The 16,370-nt window shown below is 44.4% G+C and carries 15 protein-coding genes; 11 read left to right on the forward strand and 4 right to left on the reverse strand.

From position 1 onward, the window contains the following. Positions 1–5: 5 nt before the first annotated feature. Together NL643_RS15820 and NL643_RS15825 are read right to left on the reverse strand one after the other, a co-directional pair. On the reverse strand, positions 6–1,259 hold the full coding sequence (locus tag NL643_RS15820) for an aromatic amino acid transport family protein (RefSeq protein WP_005396901.1): 1,254 nt from the start codon (positions 1,257–1,259) through the stop codon (positions 6–8). Positions 1,260–1,603: 344 nt separating this feature from the next. Beyond that, positions 1,604–2,203 (reverse strand): CoA pyrophosphatase, encoded by a 600-nt coding sequence (locus NL643_RS15825; protein ID WP_046876183.1) that lies wholly within the window; start codon positions 2,201–2,203, stop codon positions 1,604–1,606. Positions 2,204–2,445: 242 nt separating this feature from the next. On the opposite strand from NL643_RS15825, the gene NL643_RS15830 reads away from it, so the two are divergent. Both NL643_RS15830 and NL643_RS15835 read left to right on the forward strand, forming a co-directional pair. After that, complete coding sequence (locus tag NL643_RS15830; RefSeq protein ID WP_012841652.1) at positions 2,446–2,985, forward strand: heme NO-binding domain-containing protein; 540 nt, start codon at positions 2,446–2,448, stop codon at positions 2,983–2,985. 7 nt (positions 2,986–2,992) lie between these two features. Beyond that, a complete protein-coding gene (locus tag NL643_RS15835; protein ID WP_253644783.1) occupies positions 2,993–4,693 on the forward strand; it encodes an ATP-binding protein in 1,701 nt (566 codons plus the stop codon). A 366-nt stretch (positions 4,694–5,059) separates the two neighbouring features. Here the strand turns inward: NL643_RS15835 and pabB are convergent, their stop codons facing one another. Further along, positions 5,060–6,424 (reverse strand): aminodeoxychorismate synthase component I, encoded by a 1,365-nt coding sequence (gene pabB, locus NL643_RS15840; protein WP_253644784.1) that lies wholly within the window; start codon positions 6,422–6,424, stop codon positions 5,060–5,062. A gap of 270 nt (positions 6,425–6,694) precedes the next feature. Between pabB and NL643_RS15845 the strand changes: the two genes are divergently transcribed. From NL643_RS15845 to NL643_RS15880, 8 genes are all read left to right on the forward strand, one after another. Then, positions 6,695–8,212, forward strand: coding sequence for a fumarate hydratase (locus tag NL643_RS15845; protein ID WP_005376905.1), 1,518 nt, complete (start codon positions 6,695–6,697; stop codon positions 8,210–8,212). Between the two features lie 173 nt (positions 8,213–8,385). Next, positions 8,386–8,571 carry a hypothetical protein gene (locus tag NL643_RS15850; protein ID WP_012841654.1) on the forward strand — a complete coding sequence of 62 codons (186 nt, stop codon included), beginning with the start codon at positions 8,386–8,388 and terminating at the stop codon, positions 8,569–8,571. Positions 8,572–8,834: 263 nt separating this feature from the next. Further along, positions 8,835–10,211, forward strand: a complete 1,377-nt coding sequence (locus NL643_RS15855) for a YcjX family protein (protein ID WP_253644785.1) — start codon at positions 8,835–8,837, stop codon at positions 10,209–10,211. After that, complete coding sequence (locus tag NL643_RS15860; RefSeq protein WP_046876179.1) at positions 10,208–11,248, forward strand: YcjF family protein; 1,041 nt, start codon at positions 10,208–10,210, stop codon at positions 11,246–11,248. The genes NL643_RS15855 and NL643_RS15860 overlap by 4 nt, the downstream gene beginning before the upstream one ends. Positions 11,249–11,348: 100 nt before the next feature. Then, positions 11,349–12,893, forward strand: coding sequence for a transcriptional regulator TyrR (tyrR, locus tag NL643_RS15865; RefSeq protein WP_005376914.1), 1,545 nt, complete (start codon positions 11,349–11,351; stop codon positions 12,891–12,893). A 36-nt stretch (positions 12,894–12,929) separates the two neighbouring features. After that, a complete protein-coding gene (rimJ, locus tag NL643_RS15870) occupies positions 12,930–13,514 on the forward strand; it encodes a ribosomal protein S5-alanine N-acetyltransferase (protein WP_253644786.1) in 585 nt (194 codons plus the stop codon). Position 13,515: 1 nt separating this feature from the next. Next, complete coding sequence (locus tag NL643_RS15875; protein ID WP_170903013.1) at positions 13,516–14,103, forward strand: HD domain-containing protein; 588 nt, start codon at positions 13,516–13,518, stop codon at positions 14,101–14,103. Positions 14,104–14,116: 13 nt separating this feature from the next. Next, entirely contained in the window at positions 14,117–14,590 is a 474-nt protein-coding gene (locus NL643_RS15880) for a DUF2947 domain-containing protein (RefSeq protein ID WP_046876177.1), read from the forward strand. A 44-nt stretch (positions 14,591–14,634) separates the two neighbouring features. Here the strand turns inward: NL643_RS15880 and NL643_RS15885 are convergent, their stop codons facing one another. After that, complete coding sequence (locus NL643_RS15885) at positions 14,635–15,597, reverse strand: integron integrase (protein ID WP_253644787.1); 963 nt, start codon at positions 15,595–15,597, stop codon at positions 14,635–14,637. 198 nt (positions 15,598–15,795) lie between these two features. On the opposite strand from NL643_RS15885, the gene NL643_RS15890 reads away from it, so the two are divergent. Continuing rightward, on the forward strand, positions 15,796–16,254 hold the full coding sequence (locus tag NL643_RS15890; RefSeq protein ID WP_253644788.1) for a DUF6678 family protein: 459 nt from the start codon (positions 15,796–15,798) through the stop codon (positions 16,252–16,254). Positions 16,255–16,370 lie beyond the last annotated feature (116 nt).

A 16,370-nucleotide genomic window follows, 5' to 3' on the forward strand; every position in this document is an offset into this window, starting at 1 on the left:
GATGATTAAAGAGCGCCGTAGATTACAGAACTAATGGCAGCAAGACCACAGATTGCTGTGAAAATTTGCACAGGTGCTGAAGTTTTGTACTTAGCCATCGCTGGAACTTTTTGCATTGCGAAGATAGGCATCAAGAATAGAATTGCCGCAATCATCGGTGCGCCCATTGTTTCAATCATACCTAGGATGCTTGGGTTAACGATAGCAACGATCCAAGTTGTGATTACGATGAAGATAAGAGACATCTTCTCGATCTTGCTTACTGGCGATTTTGAACGAGATTTCACTAGACCAACTAGACCTTCATGCGCACCTAGGAAGTGGCCGAAGTAGCTAGAAGTGATAGCCGCGAAAGCAACCAGTGGACCTAAGTAAGAGATCAGTGGAGACTCATGAACGTTTGCTAGGTAAGAAAGAACAGAGATGTTTTGCTCTTGTGCTGTTGCTAGTTGCTCTGGAGACAGAGAAAGTACAACAGAGAAAACGAAGAACATTACAAAGCCCATTAGCATCATCGCTGCGCCACCAGTGATAGCGTCAGTTTTCTTAACTGCGTCATCACCGTATACACGACGTTGTTCTTTAGAGAACTGAGAAATGATTGGGCTGTGGTTGAAAGAGAACACGATAACAGGGATTGCTAGCCATACGATAGCTGGCATTGCACCCCAGTCAGGTGATACTTCCATCATTGAAGTGTTCCAACCAGGAATTAGGTACACAGACAGCGCTAGTAGGATGAACACTAGAGGGTAAACCATCGCTGAAGTTGCTTTCAGCATAAGCTCTTTACCGAACACTACGCCCGCTGTCATTGCAGCGATAAGTGCACCGGAAAGTAGCCAGCGAGGAATAGATTCCATACCCATTTGGTTAACTAGGAAAGAGTCAACCGTGTTTGTGATACCAACACCGTAGATAAGTACGATTGGGTAGATAGCGAAGAAGTAAGCGAACGTAATAAGGTTTGCGCCAGTCTTACCAAAGTGCTCTTCTACTGTGTCAGTGATGTCCGCTTCTGGGTTTTTCGCAGAAAGAACGAAGCGAGCTAAAGATTTGTGTGCGAACCAAGTCATTGGTGCTGCGATTAGGGCTAGGATTACTAATGGCCAAAAGCCACCTGCACCTGCTTTAATAGGAAGGAATAGTACACCGGCACCTACTGCCGTACCAAAAAGGGACAGACACCAGGTAAAGTCTTTGTAAGAAAACTTACTAGACGATTGTGCGGTAGAAACCGCAGAAGTAGTTGTATTCATTTTTTAGTTACTCATTTTGGGAACAGGAAATAAGTCGGGAGTAATTTTGCAAGATTTTACACTAGGAAAATTAGATCTAAATCATTTATTGCTTACGCTTATTGAATGATATGTCAAAAACCTGCTTTTTATCACGAAAATGATGTGCTACTCGTGATTTCTGCTAATGAGTAAAATTAGAAAAACTTATCGATAGGGCTGTTTGTATAAATTTATTTCACCGCAAGCGTTTGCGGTGAAAACGGCAAGTTAATCTAATGTGAATGAATGTTTATGAAGCAACGTTTTATTAATATTGATGCGCATGATGATCGCATCCATAAAAATACCGATATCAGAAGTTTTTAATGTGAAATGATATGTTTTTGCATTGATTCGATGATTTGTGCGGTCATGCCCCAGATGAAATGCTGTCTATATGGGATAGCAAATACACGATGACTGCTGTTTTTTAGGTCAAACTTGGTGCTGTACAACTTTGTCGGATTCAGAATGTGGTTAGCAGGAACTTCAAAAACAGACTCCACCTCATTTGGGTCAATATGCGTTTTATACTCAGGAGAAATAAAGGCCAAAAACGGTGTCACATTAAACTGACTAATCGTTGGCAATGTTGGAAGCTGGCCAAATACATGAATATGTTCATCTTCTATACCGACCTCTTCTTTGGTTTCTCTTAATGCCGTATTGATTAGATGATGATCTTCCTGCTCAAACTTACCGCCGGGGAAACTGATTTGTCCCGGATGATGACGCAAGTGCGCTGCTCGCTTTGTCAAAATGACCTGTAGCCCCTCCGGGCGTTCTACAAAACCAATTAAGACCGCTGCGTCTCGCAGTGATTTTCCTTTCATCCATTTCAGTCGCGCGAGGGACTCTTTGTGGTAACCCGTTGGAAGCCGAAATTGAAAGTTTTGCAGTAATTGAGTTTTGTCGATAACCAAACCAAATCCTTATTTATTGTGCCTAACCACTATTTATTATACTCAATGGCCGCAAGAGGCGCGGTGCTATCGCCGTTGGTACGGTATTAAAGTAGTAGTACGGCAATACCAAAGCATGTCCATTGGTTCTTTCCCTGCTTTGTGTCGTGTGTCTCACTCTGCTTGGGTATAATAATTTGAAACTTATAAGGTTATAAACCATTCTTTATTTTAAGACGTCACTATAGGGCAAGTATTGACTGATGAAAGGGATTATTTTCACCGAGTTCATGGAGTTAGTGGAAGAGAAGTTTGGTCTCGATGTGTTAGACCAAGTGCTTGACCTTTCTAATGACGAAGGGATTTATACGGCGGTTGGTAGTTACGATCATAAAGACTTGGTTAAATTGATTGTGAATCTCAGTAAAGTATCTGGCATTCCACCTGAACAACTGCAAGAAGTATTTGGAGAGTGCGTTTTTTTGAATTTACTTCGCTCGATTCCTAGTCACGCGAGTTTGCAGCAGTGTGAAACGACTTTTCAATTTGTTCGCCATGTTGAAGATTTTATTCATGTCGAGGTCAAAAAGCTCTACCCAGATGCTAATCCTCCTCAGTTTGATTTTATCAGCGAGACTCAATCAAACATGGTGTTTGATTATCGAAGTGCGCGGTGCATGTCTCACGTATGTTTAGGTCTAATAAAAGGTTGCGCAGCGCACTTTGGTGAAGTTATTCATATCAAACACCAAAACCAGTCAGAAGATGGTAGCCAGGTTCGCTTTTGGTTAGAGGCACAATAAGAACGATATGACAGGAAGTTCCTCGCTAGAAAGGAAACTCAAACGAGAAATCGAATCAAGAAAAGCAGCTGAGCGGTTATTGGAGCAGAAGAGCTTCGAACTTTATGAATCTACTCAACAGCTAAGTGTTGCTTTGAAAAAGCTTGAGTTGAAATCAAAAAAGGATTTACGCAAGTTTGAGTTCGAAGAGAAAGTTGACGCGACGCTGATTAAGTTTGGTCGAACTTTTTTGTCGAGCACGTTTGATGAAGCCATGATTGCCAGTTTTATTGAGCAGCTCACTTCGAACTCAATCATTTCTGCGGCTTACTTACATCTTGATTCCACAAAACTTTCTTCTTTGCGCCGACATCATTTTGGTCATTTACAGCTTCGCCATGAGAATACGATTAAGACTGTCCCCAATTGGCAAGGGGAGAACTTGCATTTGCCTATCATCATTGACAAGCAAACAGTAGGGGAGTTGATCTTCTCTGTTCAGTTGGACCAAATCGATCAGTCGTTTATTTCCAAACAGATGGAGCTGGTATCGGATTTGGTTCATGGGGTCATTGGCCGGCATTTGAGTTTAGAGCGAGAAGTGGAGCTGCGAAAGCGGGCAGAGGAATCGGAAAAAGCGACGAAAGAGTTTGTCGCCATGATTAACCACGAGTTGCGAACACCTCTTAATGGCGTGTTAGGTAGTGCTGAACTACTAAGTCGAACACAGTTAGGTGAAGAGCAACGCCATTACCTAAACAACTTGACTCAATCGGGAGACTTGTTGAGGGTCATCATTAACGATCTTCTCGACTTCAGCAAGATGAATGCCGGTATGATGGAAATCATCGATAAGGTCTTTGCTTGGGAAGAGCTTGAAAAAGCCATCATGGGCGTATTTTCAGCTAAAGCAGCAGAAAAGCGAATTCATTTCTCCATCGATAAAAAGCTCGGTATTCCCGAGTTTTTAGTTGGTGACTTAGAGCGAATTACACAGATCTTGGTCAACTTGGTGGGAAATGCTATTAAGTTTACTCATTTGGGTGGGGTAGTGCTGCGAGTGGAGTGGATAAACGGTATTGCGCATTTTGAGGTTGAAGACACGGGTATTGGCATCCCAATAGAAGCGCAGCCCTCATTATTTGACCCATTTGCGCAAGTAGATCGCTCGGCGAAGCGCAGTTTTGAAGGCTCAGGTTTGGGCCTTGCGATTTGTAAAAATCTAGTGGATTTGATGCAGGGCGAGATTAGTTTTGAAAGTGAAGAACGCAAAGGTACCACCTTTAAAGTATCTATTCCTCTAAAGGAGGGGCAAGCCCAAGGCGCAGCAGAGGGGGAATTAGCTACCATAGAGCGAAGTGATTTGGCAGGACGCTCAATATTGGTGGTTGATGACATCAGAATGAACCAAGTGATAGTTACTCAAATGCTGAAAAAACTCGACATTACGCCTGATTTAAAAGCCAATGGTAAAGAAGCTTTAGAAGCGGTGAAAAACAAAGATTACGAACTAATATTTATGGATTGCCGAATGCCAGAAATGGATGGTTATGAGGCGACGATGTACCTAAGAGAGCGTGGTTTCACCCATCCTATTATCGCCTTAACCGCTGGCACTACCATCGAAGAGCGTCAAAAGTGCATTGATTCAGGCATGGACGACATCCTCACTAAACCGTACACCGCAACCGATATTGAACAGATCATGTGTAAGTGGCTTGAGCAGTAGACGCTGCCTCTTAAAAAACGGATTCTTGTTAGCCAACGGCTAAAAGCCAAAGTACCTGTAAATAAAACACACAAAAAACGCTCCACACTGGATAATGCCGATCGCTTAACGATGTTTCTTGTGTCATTCCAGCGAGCCTTGGCGAGACTAGGAATCTAATAGCAGCATGCTGAGCGGCTAATGAAACAAATTTGACCATAAAGTGCTCGGATAGAAGAGCCTGTATCACGCTCCTTCGTCGCGGTACAGGATGACGAGATACAGAAATATGCCACTCGCTGTTAAACGAGCGGCATTATCCGTACTGGAGGCGTTTTTGCTTGTTTTCGTTAGCAGGGTTCATAGACCGTTGCCATTTGGCGAAACCTACGATTGCAGCGCTGGCAAAATCTTTGAGAGCTTATCCAACGTTTCTTGATATTCAGAAGCGCAATCGCTATCTGCAACGACGCCGCCGCCAGCCCAAGCGTACAGTTTGTGATTCTCCGCTACGAGAGTGCGGATGGTGATGCTGGTATCCATACGACCATGGCGAGAAATGTAGCCAATACTGCCGCAATACGCGCTACGTCGATGTGGCTCTAATTCTTCAATGATCTGCATTGCGCGAACTTTAGGTGCGCCCGTAATTGAACCGCCTGGAAAACACGCTCGCAGCAAATCTGCAGGAGAGTATTGTTCATCCAAATTCGCACGAATGGTGCTCACCAAATGATGCACTGCGGGGAAGCTTTCAATCTCAAACAGCTTTGGCACGTGAACGCTACCCGGTGACGCAACTCGACCAATGTCATTACGCAGCAAATCGACAATCATCAGGTTCTCTGCTTGATCTTTTTCCGCTGTCTGCAAGTCATGGGCATTAGCGTTATCTTGCTTTGGATCTTCGCTGCGTGGGCGAGTACCTTTGATTGGTTTCGTTTCAATGACGCGATCTTTGAGTTCTAAAAAGCGCTCTGGAGAGATACTCAAAATCGAAGACTCTGGCATACGGATAAAAGCGGAAAATGGCGCTTGGTTGGCGGACTCTAATTTTAGATACGCTTGCCACTCACAGCCTTGATACGGTGCGTTAAAGCGTTGAGCCAAATTGATCTGATAGCAGTCACCGCTCAACAAGTATTCTTGCACCTTGTCAAAGCGAGTAGCGTAGCTCTCTTTCGTCATGTTTGACTGCCAATCACCAGACAGAGCGAAGTCTACGCTTTGCTCTGCTTCTTGCTCGTCTAACCATTGCCAAGCTTGCTCGATATTCTGACCAACTAGGCAGGCTTTTTTAAGCTTGTGGTCAACAACGACGGCCCATTCATACAGACCTACCGCCATATCAGGCGTGTTGAGATCCTTTTCGGCCAGTTCTGGCATCGTTTCTACGCGTCGACCTAAATCGTAACTGAAGTAACCGAGCGCTCCGCCGACAAAAGGCAAATCCAATTCTTTATTTAACTCAACGTGAGGAAGCCACTGTTCTTGCAACTGATGAAGCAGCGCGAATGGGTCATCTTGAGTTGAATAGGCATTCGATGGTGTTTCAACTTGTGTGCTTTCGGCAGTGGTTTCTAACGTTGCAATTGGGTTGGCAACCAACACATCGAAGCGACTATCGATATGCGTTTCTGATGCAGAACGCAGCAACATCGCCCAAGGCTGGTGTTGAATGCGAGAAAAGAGGTGAAGAGCAAACTCTGGTGCGTATTCCAGCGCTTTAAAATCAATGAATTGATTGTCCATGTTGTTCATTTGTGTAATTTGTGACAAAGAGATCGTTCACTGCATGGCATGTCATGGGCAGCAAGAGTATCATATTCCTCTGTATAGCCAAACTCCCTCTATTCATAGGGTTTTGAGATGGTTTACAAGTAGGCGACTTCAGCGTTTCGTGTGTCGATATCAGCCGTTCGACAATTGTTTATAAAAAACGAAGCTCAAAAGAGCAATAAGCTCAACAAACACGATTGAAGCCAAGCCAATAATGGAAGCATAACTATAACGAGGCATGTAATGACGGTAATACGCAAGCAGGATGTGATCAGCAGTGTCGCTGATGCGCTACAGTATATTTCTTACTACCACCCGCTAGACTTTGTTCAAGCTCTTGAAAAAGCCTATCACCGCGAAGAGAGCCAAGCCGCGAAAGACGCGATTGCTCAGATCCTAATTAACTCCCGAATGTCAGCAGAAGGTCACCGACCAATTTGTCAGGATACTGGCATCGTGACGTGTTTCGTCAACATCGGTATGGGCGTGCAATGGGACTCAACCGATATGACGGTTCAGCAGATGGTAGATGAAGGTGTTCGACAAGCGTATACGAACCCAGACAACCCGTTGCGTGCGTCAGTACTTATGGATCCTGCCGGTAAACGTATTAATACCAAAGACAACACGCCTGCTGTCGTACACATCAACATGGTACCGGGCGATAAAGTTGAAATTCAGATCGCAGCGAAGGGCGGCGGTAGTGAAAACAAAACTAAGATGGTGATGCTAAACCCATCTGACGATATTGCAGAATGGGTAGAGAAAACGCTACCAACAATGGGCGCGGGCTGGTGTCCACCAGGCATGCTTGGCATTGGTATTGGCGGTACGGCTGAAAAAGCAGCGGTATTGGCAAAAGAATCTCTAATGGAACACATCGATATTCAAGAGCTTATTGACCGTGGCCCACAAAATGCAGAAGAAGAGCTTCGTCTTGATATCTTCAATCGCGTGAACAAACTTGGTATCGGTGCGCAAGGCCTTGGTGGTTTGACGACTGTTGTCGACGTTAAGATCAAAACGGCGCCAACGCACGCGGCTTCTAAGCCTGTTTGTTTGATCCCGAACTGTGCGGCGACTCGTCACGTACACTTCACGCTTGATGGCAGCGGCCCAGCAGAGCTCACGCCACCTAAACTAGAAGATTGGCCAGACATTACTTGGGAAGCGGGAGAAAACACGCGTCGCGTAAACTTAGACACGATTACTAAAGAAGAAGTACAAGAGTGGAAGACAGGCGAAACCGTTCTTCTATCAGGTAAAATTCTGACTGGCCGTGATGCTGCGCATAAACGTATTCAAGGCATGCTAGATAATGGCGAAGGTCTACCAGAAGGCGTAGATCTAAACGGTAAGTTCATTTACTACGTAGGCCCTGTCGATGCAGTTGGTGATGAAGTCGTTGGTCCTGCTGGTCCAACAACATCAACGCGTATGGATAAATTCACCGATATGATGCTAGAAAAAACAGGCATCATGGGCATGATCGGTAAAGCTGAGCGTGGTCCTGCAACGGTTGAATCTATCAAGAATCACAAAGCGGTTTACCTAATGGCTGTTGGTGGCGCGGCGTACCTTGTAGCGAAAGCGATCAAGAAAGCTCGCGTTGTCGCATTTGAAGATTTAGGTATGGAAGCGATTTACGAGTTTGAAGTTGAAGATATGCCAGTAACAGTGGCTGTAGACTCAAATGGCGTTAACGCGCACCAAATCGGTCCTGACACTTGGAAAGTGAAAATCCAAGAGATGGAAGCGTAAGGCAAACGGTAATCTTACATTGTCTCAGGAGAGAGAATGTGACAAGGTGCTGATTTACCTAGCAAACATTTGACAAAAGTGCAGCGAAAACTGCACTTTTTGTCTATATAATGTAGATATAAACCTCAGGGCATAGCAATCAAACGTTATGCGAACAATAATTAGGAGACGGCATGCCTCGTTTTATTCAGATTCTACAAATTATTCTTGCTGTAGTGGTAGGTGGCTTTGTTGGCTACGACTTGATCCTTCACGGCATCAGCATCTTTGATGAGAAGTACGTGACCATCACGTGTGTATTGTGGCTGATTTTAGAAATCGCTCTATTTGTTATCTATAAATTAATCGAAGACGACTAGACTCAAAGAAAGCAGGTTTCTGTTCAACACAGTAATCAGCATAAATAGGGTCACTAATGCTTTAGTGTTGATTAAGTAAGCCTCTGAACCACTCAGGGGCTTTTCTTTTTTCATCCTGCTTTAAGCGAATGTTTTGTTCATCTTTTATTAAGGTATATAAAGTTAGACTCATAGAGTTCAGTATTGAAAGGTAAGTATTCATAGATTAATCCCCGAAGTGGCTGATAACGTTGTTTTAGAGCGGAGTAAGATAAAGAAGCGCAATGAAAAGAATAAAGAAAGAAGTCAATGACTTTATCAACAGAGGTATGGATTCCAATGTTCGAATTGCCGTCACCGGACTTTCTCGTGCAGGTAAGACGGCATTCATCACGTCATTAGTGAATCAGCTTCTCCATACCGCTACCCATGATAATTTGCCTCTTTTGACTGCAGCCAGAGATAAGCGTCTTATTGGAGCGAAGCGTGAACCTCAAGCGAATATGATGGTTCCACGTTTTGCTTACGACGAAGCGATGAGCCAGATCCATGCGACCCCACCTCAATGGCCAGTACCAACACGGGATGTGAGTGAGATTCGCTTAGCGCTTAAGTACAAACCAAATAAAACCACGAAAAAGCTGTTGAGTAAAACCGCAATTTTAAATGTTGATATTATCGACTATCCAGGAGAGTGGCTGCTCGACCTGCCGTTATTGGACATGGACTTTGCGACGTGGTCGCAAACTCAGTTTGATGCACTTAAAGGCCAGCGTGGCGATTTAGCCAAAGCTTGGCTGTCTGAATTAGAAAAGGTGGATCTTTCTGCTGAAGTGAACGAGAAACTACTCGAGAAAGTTGCACACACATACACCGAGTACCTTCATGCCTGTAAAGACGCTGGCCTTCATTGGGTTCAGCCTGGCCGCTTTGTATTACCTGGTGAGCTAGCAGGCGCGCCGGTGCTACAGTTTTTTCCGTGTCGTGTTGATTCGGAAAGCAAAGCGCCCAAGGGCAGTAACTTAGCGATGCTAGAAGCCCGTTTTCAGGAATACCAACAGAAAGTAGTGAAAGCGTTTTACAAGCATCATTTTGCGACCTTCGATCGCCAGATTGTACTGGTGGATTGTTTGCAGCCTCTCAATGCCGGTGATAAAGCGTTTTACGACATGCGCCAAGCGCTAGAACAGATCATGCATAGCTTCCGCTATGGTCGTAGTAGCTTTTTGCGTCGTTTGTTCTCACCAAAAATCGACAAAGTGCTGTTTGCTGCCACAAAAGCGGATCACATAACGCCCGATCAGCATCCCAATTTAGTGTCTTTGCTACAACAAATGGTGCATCCAGCGTGGCAAACCGCAGCCTACGAGAATATCGAGATGAGTTGCATGAGTATCGCTTCTATCCAATCAACCACGACGGGATTTATTTCTTCTGGAGATAAGACGATTCCGGCGTTACAGGGTACGACGTTGGATGGTGACCCGATGACGATGTTTCCGGGAGAAGTGCCGAAAAAGCTACCAAATGCGGCTTATTGGCAAAACAACGGGTTTGATTTTACGTCATTCCGTCCAATGCCCTCACCGAATGATGAGCCAGTGAAGCACATACGCTTAGACAAGGCACTGGATTACCTGATTGGAGATAAATTGAAATGAGTGAGTTGAAGCAAAAACAAGTTTTCTCTGAAAAGGCAATGGAAAAAGAGCAGCAATCGAATCAACCGGAGTTGACGGCGCAGCAAACATTTGGCGAAAAAGAAACATTCGTACCTGTTGAAGTTAAAGAAGAGCGCCAGGAGACCGAGCAGGAATTACAACTCGAGCATGTCATTCGTCCAAAACCGGGCAGAAAATGGCTTGCGACTGGTGCATTTGCCACCTTTGCTGGTTTGGTTGGCTGGCAAGCGGTGGACTCGGTTATAACCGCAATTCAAACTTCTGATTGGCTGGCTTTAAGCTGGACGGGGTTTATTGCTGCGATCGCTTCGCTTGGTTTAGGGGCGATGGGTAAAGAGCTTTGGAAACTGCGCAAACTACGAAATCATTTTAGTGTTCAAGAAGAAGCCGAAGCACTTGTTAATAGTGAGAGTGTGGGGAAAGGGAAAGCCTTTTGCGAAACAGTGGCAGAACAAAGTGGCGTGATGGCAGAGAACCCGGGCTTTGATCGTTGGCAGAACAGCATTAACCCTGCTCATAGTGATGCTGAAATCCTTGATATGTATGACTCGATGGTCGTGAGCCAACAAGACAAATTGGCAACGAAAATCGTATCGCAGCACGCAACCGAGTGTGCGGCCCTAGTCGCCGTGAGCCCTCTGGCTGCCGCTGATATGTTACTGGTGGCGTGGCGAAATTTCAAAATGATCGACAACCTCTCCAAGGTATATGGGGTAGAGCTAGGTTACGCCTCTCGCATCAAGCTACTAAAAGCGGTATTTGTCAATATGGCGGCGGCTGGTGCCAGTGAGCTAGCTATTGATGCCAGTATGGACTTGATGTCGATGGACCTTGCGGGCAAAGTCTCCGCTCGTGCGGGGCAGGGGCTAGGTGTTGGTATTCTAACGGCACGTTTGGGCTTGAAAGCGATGACCTTATTGCGTCCACTACCATGGTATCCTGACCGTCAGGTTAAATTGGGCACCATACGCAAGGCTGTGGCGGCGAAAGTTGCATCAATTACGATGAAACCGTAACGAATATCAACTTTGATGGATAGGATTGCTTGACGCCATTCCAAGCATGATAGAAACTACTGTCAACTTTTCCTGACAGTCGTGAATTGGGATATTTTCAGTGCGTCTTGAAGTCTTATGTGAAGATCGACTCGGCTTGACCCGAGAACTGCTCGATATTTTAGCGTCTAAAAGCATCGACTTGCGTGGTATCGAAATCGATATTAGCGGTATTATCTATTTGAATTGCCCGGATATTGATTTTGATACGTTTAGTGAGCTGATGGCTGAAATCCGCCGTATTCCGGGGGTGAAAGACGTACGTAAAATCCAGTTTATGCCGATGGAGCGCCACAATACGGAGTTGCTCTCGCTAGTTGATAACTTGCCCGATCCGGTTTTTGCCATCGACCTTAAAGGTGCCGTAGACATGGCAAACATGTCTGCACTTTCACTGCTTGGTCTTCACAAGCAAGAAGTAATTGGTACTCAGATCGGAGCTTTGCTGCCAAGTGTTCGTTTTTCTCGCTGGTCTGAAGGTGTGAATGGCAGAACGCGGGAAAACCTTGTGATTGATGGCTTGGACTATGTTCTTGAGTTGATGCCAGTTTATATCCGAGACGAAGCGCAAAACTCGACTCTAGCGAGTACTCTAATGACGATTCGCTCTAGTCAGCAAGTTGCCAGAATTGAAGAAGCGCTGCCACTGCATAATCCCCTGGGTTTTGAGCACTTTGTTGGAATATCGAACCGCCATAAAGCGCTAATGAATCAAGCTAAGAAGCTGTCTGTGCTTGACCAGCCACTGTTGATTGAAGGCGAAACGGGGACCGGTAAAGAAATGCTTGCTAAAGCTTGCCACAGCCGTTCTAGCCGTGCGAGTAAGCCATTCTTAGTTTTGAGTTGTGCTTCGATGCCTGACGATGTAGCAGAAACCGAACTTTTTGGTCACGCGCCGGGTTCATTTAATCATGAACAAGGTCACAAAGGCATCTTTGAGCAAGCAAATGGCGGGACGGTATTTCTTGATGAAATCGGTGAAATGAGTTCGCATCTTCAAATCAAGCTGTTACGTTTTCTACAGGATGGTAATTTCCGTCGTGTCGGTGCAGAAGATGAGATGCATGTCGATGTTCGTATCATCGCTTCAACAAAACATAACCTTGCCGAACTTTCTGAGGCAGGAATGTTCCGTGAAGATTTGTATTATCGTCTCAACGTACTTACGCTCAGCATTCCTCCGTTACGTAAGCGCTCAAATGACGTTGCGCCATTGCTTGAGTTATTTGTGGCGAAACATGCTCAACAGCTTGGGATTGATAAGCCAGAGTTTGATGATGGTCTAGTTGATGCCCTTGCAAATTATCAGTGGCCAGGAAACATGCGCCAACTCGATAACATGGTTCTTCGAGCGCTCACAGAAATGGATGGTGGTATACTAAACGCGGATCACTTCAATTTACCTCAGCCTCAATCAGTCGGTGCTGGTAGTGCGACTCTTAACATCGACGGTTCATTGGATGAGATCATGCGTGACTATGAATCTCAGGTTCTGGAGCGTTTGTATCAGTCATTCCCATCAAGCCGCAAGCTTGCTAAGCGCTTAAATGTATCGCATACCTCAATCGCTAATAAACTGCGTGATTACGGTATCCGCAAGAATTAATCGAATTGAACGAAAAGACGGAATTAATCATTTGTAATGGAAGATAACAGCTCATCTATCGCCGTTCATAAGTTGGACGGTGACTTGCTTCTGCGTACCGCTGAAATCGGTGACGCAGATATGATTGCGGAGTATTTTCAAGCGAACCGAGAATATCTGAAACCGTTTGAGCCGAAACGTGAAGAAGCTTTTTTCTCAGTGAACGGTTGGTTGCAAAAGCTTATCAAGCTCAATGAGCTGCATCGAATGGGGTTGGGGTATTATTGCCTCTTGGTCAGAGCCTCTTCGGGTGAAATGCTAGGTACGATATCCTTTAGTAATTTGAGTCGTTTCCCTTTTTATTCTTGTAACGTCGGATACTCTCTCGCTGAAAAAGCACAAGGGCATGGTTATATGCGTCGTGGATTAACTATGGCTTGCGACTACATATTTAACGTTCAGAAACTGCATCGTATTCAAGCCGGGTACATGCCTCACAACAAACGCAGTGAATCTGTGCTAGAGCATGTAGGGTTCAATCGAGAAGGGTATGCAAAAGATTACCTTTTGATTAATGGTGAATGGCAAGACCACGTTCTAACGTCACTTATTAATCCGAATTGGCAACCAGAAGGGCGATAGTATGGAGCGATTGGAAAAGCAATTAGCACTTGTAATCGAGCTCGATAAACTCAAAAGTATTTTGCGCCGAACTCGAGTTAAAAGTGCTGAAGGGCGCCTCGAAAATAGTGGTGAGCATAGTTGGCATGTCGCACTGATGGCAATATTGATGGAAGAGCATGCGAATGCACCTGTTGATATTTGCCGAGTGATGAAAATGTTATTGATACATGACGTAGTAGAGATCGACGCGGGCGATACCTTTGTTTATGATACTGCTGCGTCTCAAGAGCAAGCAGAAAAAGAAATTAGAGCCGCAGAGCGCTTGTTTGGTATGTTACCCAGCGATCAGGAGCAAGAGTTATTGGCGCTTTGGCATGAATTTGAAGCCGCGCAGACCGATGATGCTAAGTATGCAAAAGCACTCGATCGGTTAATTCCAATGCTCTTGAACTACCATAATAATGGTCAGAGTTGGAAGGAGCATGGCGTTTCTCGTGAACAAGCACTTACCATTAATAAACGAATTGAATTTGGCTCTGTTACCTTATGGGGCAAAGCGAAAGAGTTGATAGAAGAAGCCACAGAGAAAGGTTGGCTGAAATCGTAATAAAGGAGACTGAATGTCTTATTTGCCTTTGGATGAATACCAAAGAAAATGGATTTTTACGCATCAGTCGATGCCTGTGCCAAAAGAAGATTTGGCTTTTATTAAGCCGATGAGCCAAGCTCGTTCAGCACAATTTTGGAAAGAAAATATTAGTGCTCAAAGCCCCGATATGGATCGACTTAGCTCCCAAGATTGGCCAATGAATGAGGCGAACTGGTCTGAAGTCGTTGATTGGATGGCTGCGTGGGAGTTGGATGATCCGGACATGCCAGCGGAAGTAGAAGCACATATCGATTGGCAAGACGATGTGACCGTTTACTTTTGCTACGAGAAGTACAATGTCATCGAAACTAAATGGTCTATTTTTAAAAAGCATTGGAAGAATTTTCTCTTTTATGATGATGGTCCGATACTAATAGGACGTCGTCGTTCACAAGCGCTTTGGTTTGACTCAAAGGGCAATGTGAAACTCGGTGTTCGTCAATAGCGAGTTATACTGCAAAGCCACCTTTTCGAGGTGGCTTTGTTTTTCTAAAGGCTGGATAATGGACTCAACACGCCGCCAGCCCCGCGCTCGATAACGTGAGTATAAATCTGGGTGGTTTTTACATCGGTGTGACCAAGCTGCTCTTGTACTGTTCTAATGTCAGCACCAGACTCCAATAAATGTGTGGCAAAGCTGTGCCTGAGTGTATGGCATGTTACTGTTTTCTCGATACACGCATCCGTTGCAGCGCGCTTTACCGCTCTTTGTATTGCACTTTCATTGATATGATGCCTTCTGAGCTCTCCGGTGTCCCGATCTGTACTTAACTTTGTTGATGGAAACAAAAAGTGCCAGTTAAAATCTAGCTCCGCTTTTGGGTATTTACGTCGTAAACCTTCAGAGATGTATACGCCCGCATAACCAGGCATGTGCCTATCTTTAAAGTAATAGTTTCTTGCTAAATTAACTTGAGCTTTGAGTGGTTCATGCAGTTCTTTGGCTAATGTGACTGTACGATTTTTACCTCCTTTTCCTTGCCAAACGCGAACTGCACCATAATCATAATCGATGTCTTGAACTCTTAAGCGTAAACATTCCATAACTCGAAGCCCGGAGCCATAGAGCAACTGAATATGGAGTTTATACCTCGGGTCGATATGTTGAACGAATCGTCGGATCTCCTCCCTAGTTAACACAACGGGAAGTTTCTTTTCGGTCAGAGATTTCTGAAATCTCATATCAAGTGATAGTGGAGTTTTGAAATAATCACGATATAAAAATGATATTGAGTTCAGTGCCAAAGCTTGCGTTTTTACCGCAACTTTTTCTTTTACCGCTAAGTAACTCAGGAACTGAACGACATCATCTTCTGCTAGTGTCGAAGGGTGTGCAAGCTGGTGGAAAGTGATAAAGCGTTTTATCCAAAATAGATAACTTTCGATGGTTTTATTCGCATAATGACGAGTAAGCATGTGCTCTTTTACACTAAGTAAAAACTGACTTTTCATGATAAAATTGACCTGTTTATTTATACAGACCCTTCAATCTATCAGCTCTTTTGTAATTAGCGTGCATTGCGCCGTCTAATTGCGCGCGCGACCACACATATTCATACTGTTTTTCTATTTGTTTCATGCATATAGGTGCTACGATTTATAGCGCTTTTGATCAGAAAGAGGGCGGTAGCTTGCCAGAAAGGAGGCAAATTGCCGTATAGAAAGCGTTATGTGTATTGGGAATTTATGCGTTTAGATTTAAAGTCAAATATCATTAAACTAATTGATAGTAATGGTCTTTTTGGTGTTATGAATAACACTAAGTGGAACAGTTTGCTTGCAGCGTTGAGCGATATCGATGAGCTACAAAGCTACCGAGTTACCTACATTGACGGGTCAACATGGCCGGAAAGTGACTCTAGTTACCAATATACCAGTGAATTGGCACAAATATGGGGAAACTTTCGAGCGATATATTTTATTGATATTGACGCTCGTATCTCTCATTCAAGAGGCGTTTTGCTGGAGCCAGAAGTTCTAGATCATAGGGATAAGGTCATTGCTATATGTAAAGAGCAAAATGCTAAAATATCTCTCACAGAGTGTGGTGTTAGAATTTGGGGCTATTTTCAGCACGGTAAAGATATAGAGGTGTATAAATACACATAACAAGAGACTATGGCGTCAATAGTTAATTTTTGAGGCTATCTGTATCCCACATAACACCATCTCTTAGCATTGAATTTAAGATAACAACCATCTTTCTCATGCAGGCAACAATGGCA

This window comes from Vibrio sp. Y42_MX_L11 (assembly GCF_024181785.1).
GTDB classification, from domain to species: domain Bacteria; phylum Pseudomonadota; class Gammaproteobacteria; order Enterobacterales; family Vibrionaceae; genus Vibrio; species Vibrio diabolicus.

Bases quoted from the DNA above. Each gene is read 5' to 3' on its own strand.
- NL643_RS15820 (WP_005396901.1), bottom strand. From the start codon at position 1,259: ATGAATACAACTACTTCTGCGGTTTCTACCGCACAATCGTCTAGTAAG.
- NL643_RS15830 (WP_012841652.1), top strand. From the start codon at position 2,446: ATGAAAGGGATTATTTTCACCGAGTTCATGGAGTTAGTGGAAGAGAAG.
- rimJ (WP_253644786.1), top strand. From the start codon at position 12,930: ATGGAAGATAACAGCTCATCTATCGCCGTTCATAAGTTGGACGGTGAC.
- NL643_RS15855 (WP_253644785.1), top strand. From the start codon at position 8,835: ATGAAAAGAATAAAGAAAGAAGTCAATGACTTTATCAACAGAGGTATG.
- pabB (WP_253644784.1), bottom strand. From the start codon at position 6,424: ATGGACAATCAATTCATTGATTTTAAAGCGCTGGAATACGCACCAGAG.
- NL643_RS15860 (WP_046876179.1), top strand. From the start codon at position 10,208: ATGAGTGAGTTGAAGCAAAAACAAGTTTTCTCTGAAAAGGCAATGGAA.
- NL643_RS15850 (WP_012841654.1), top strand. From the start codon at position 8,386: ATGCCTCGTTTTATTCAGATTCTACAAATTATTCTTGCTGTAGTGGTA.
- NL643_RS15845 (WP_005376905.1), top strand. From the start codon at position 6,695: ATGACGGTAATACGCAAGCAGGATGTGATCAGCAGTGTCGCTGATGCG.
- NL643_RS15835 (WP_253644783.1), top strand. From the start codon at position 2,993: ATGACAGGAAGTTCCTCGCTAGAAAGGAAACTCAAACGAGAAATCGAA.
- NL643_RS15880 (WP_046876177.1), top strand. From the start codon at position 14,117: ATGTCTTATTTGCCTTTGGATGAATACCAAAGAAAATGGATTTTTACG.
- NL643_RS15885 (WP_253644787.1), bottom strand. From the start codon at position 15,597: ATGAAAAGTCAGTTTTTACTTAGTGTAAAAGAGCACATGCTTACTCGT.
- NL643_RS15875 (WP_170903013.1), top strand. From the start codon at position 13,516: ATGGAGCGATTGGAAAAGCAATTAGCACTTGTAATCGAGCTCGATAAA.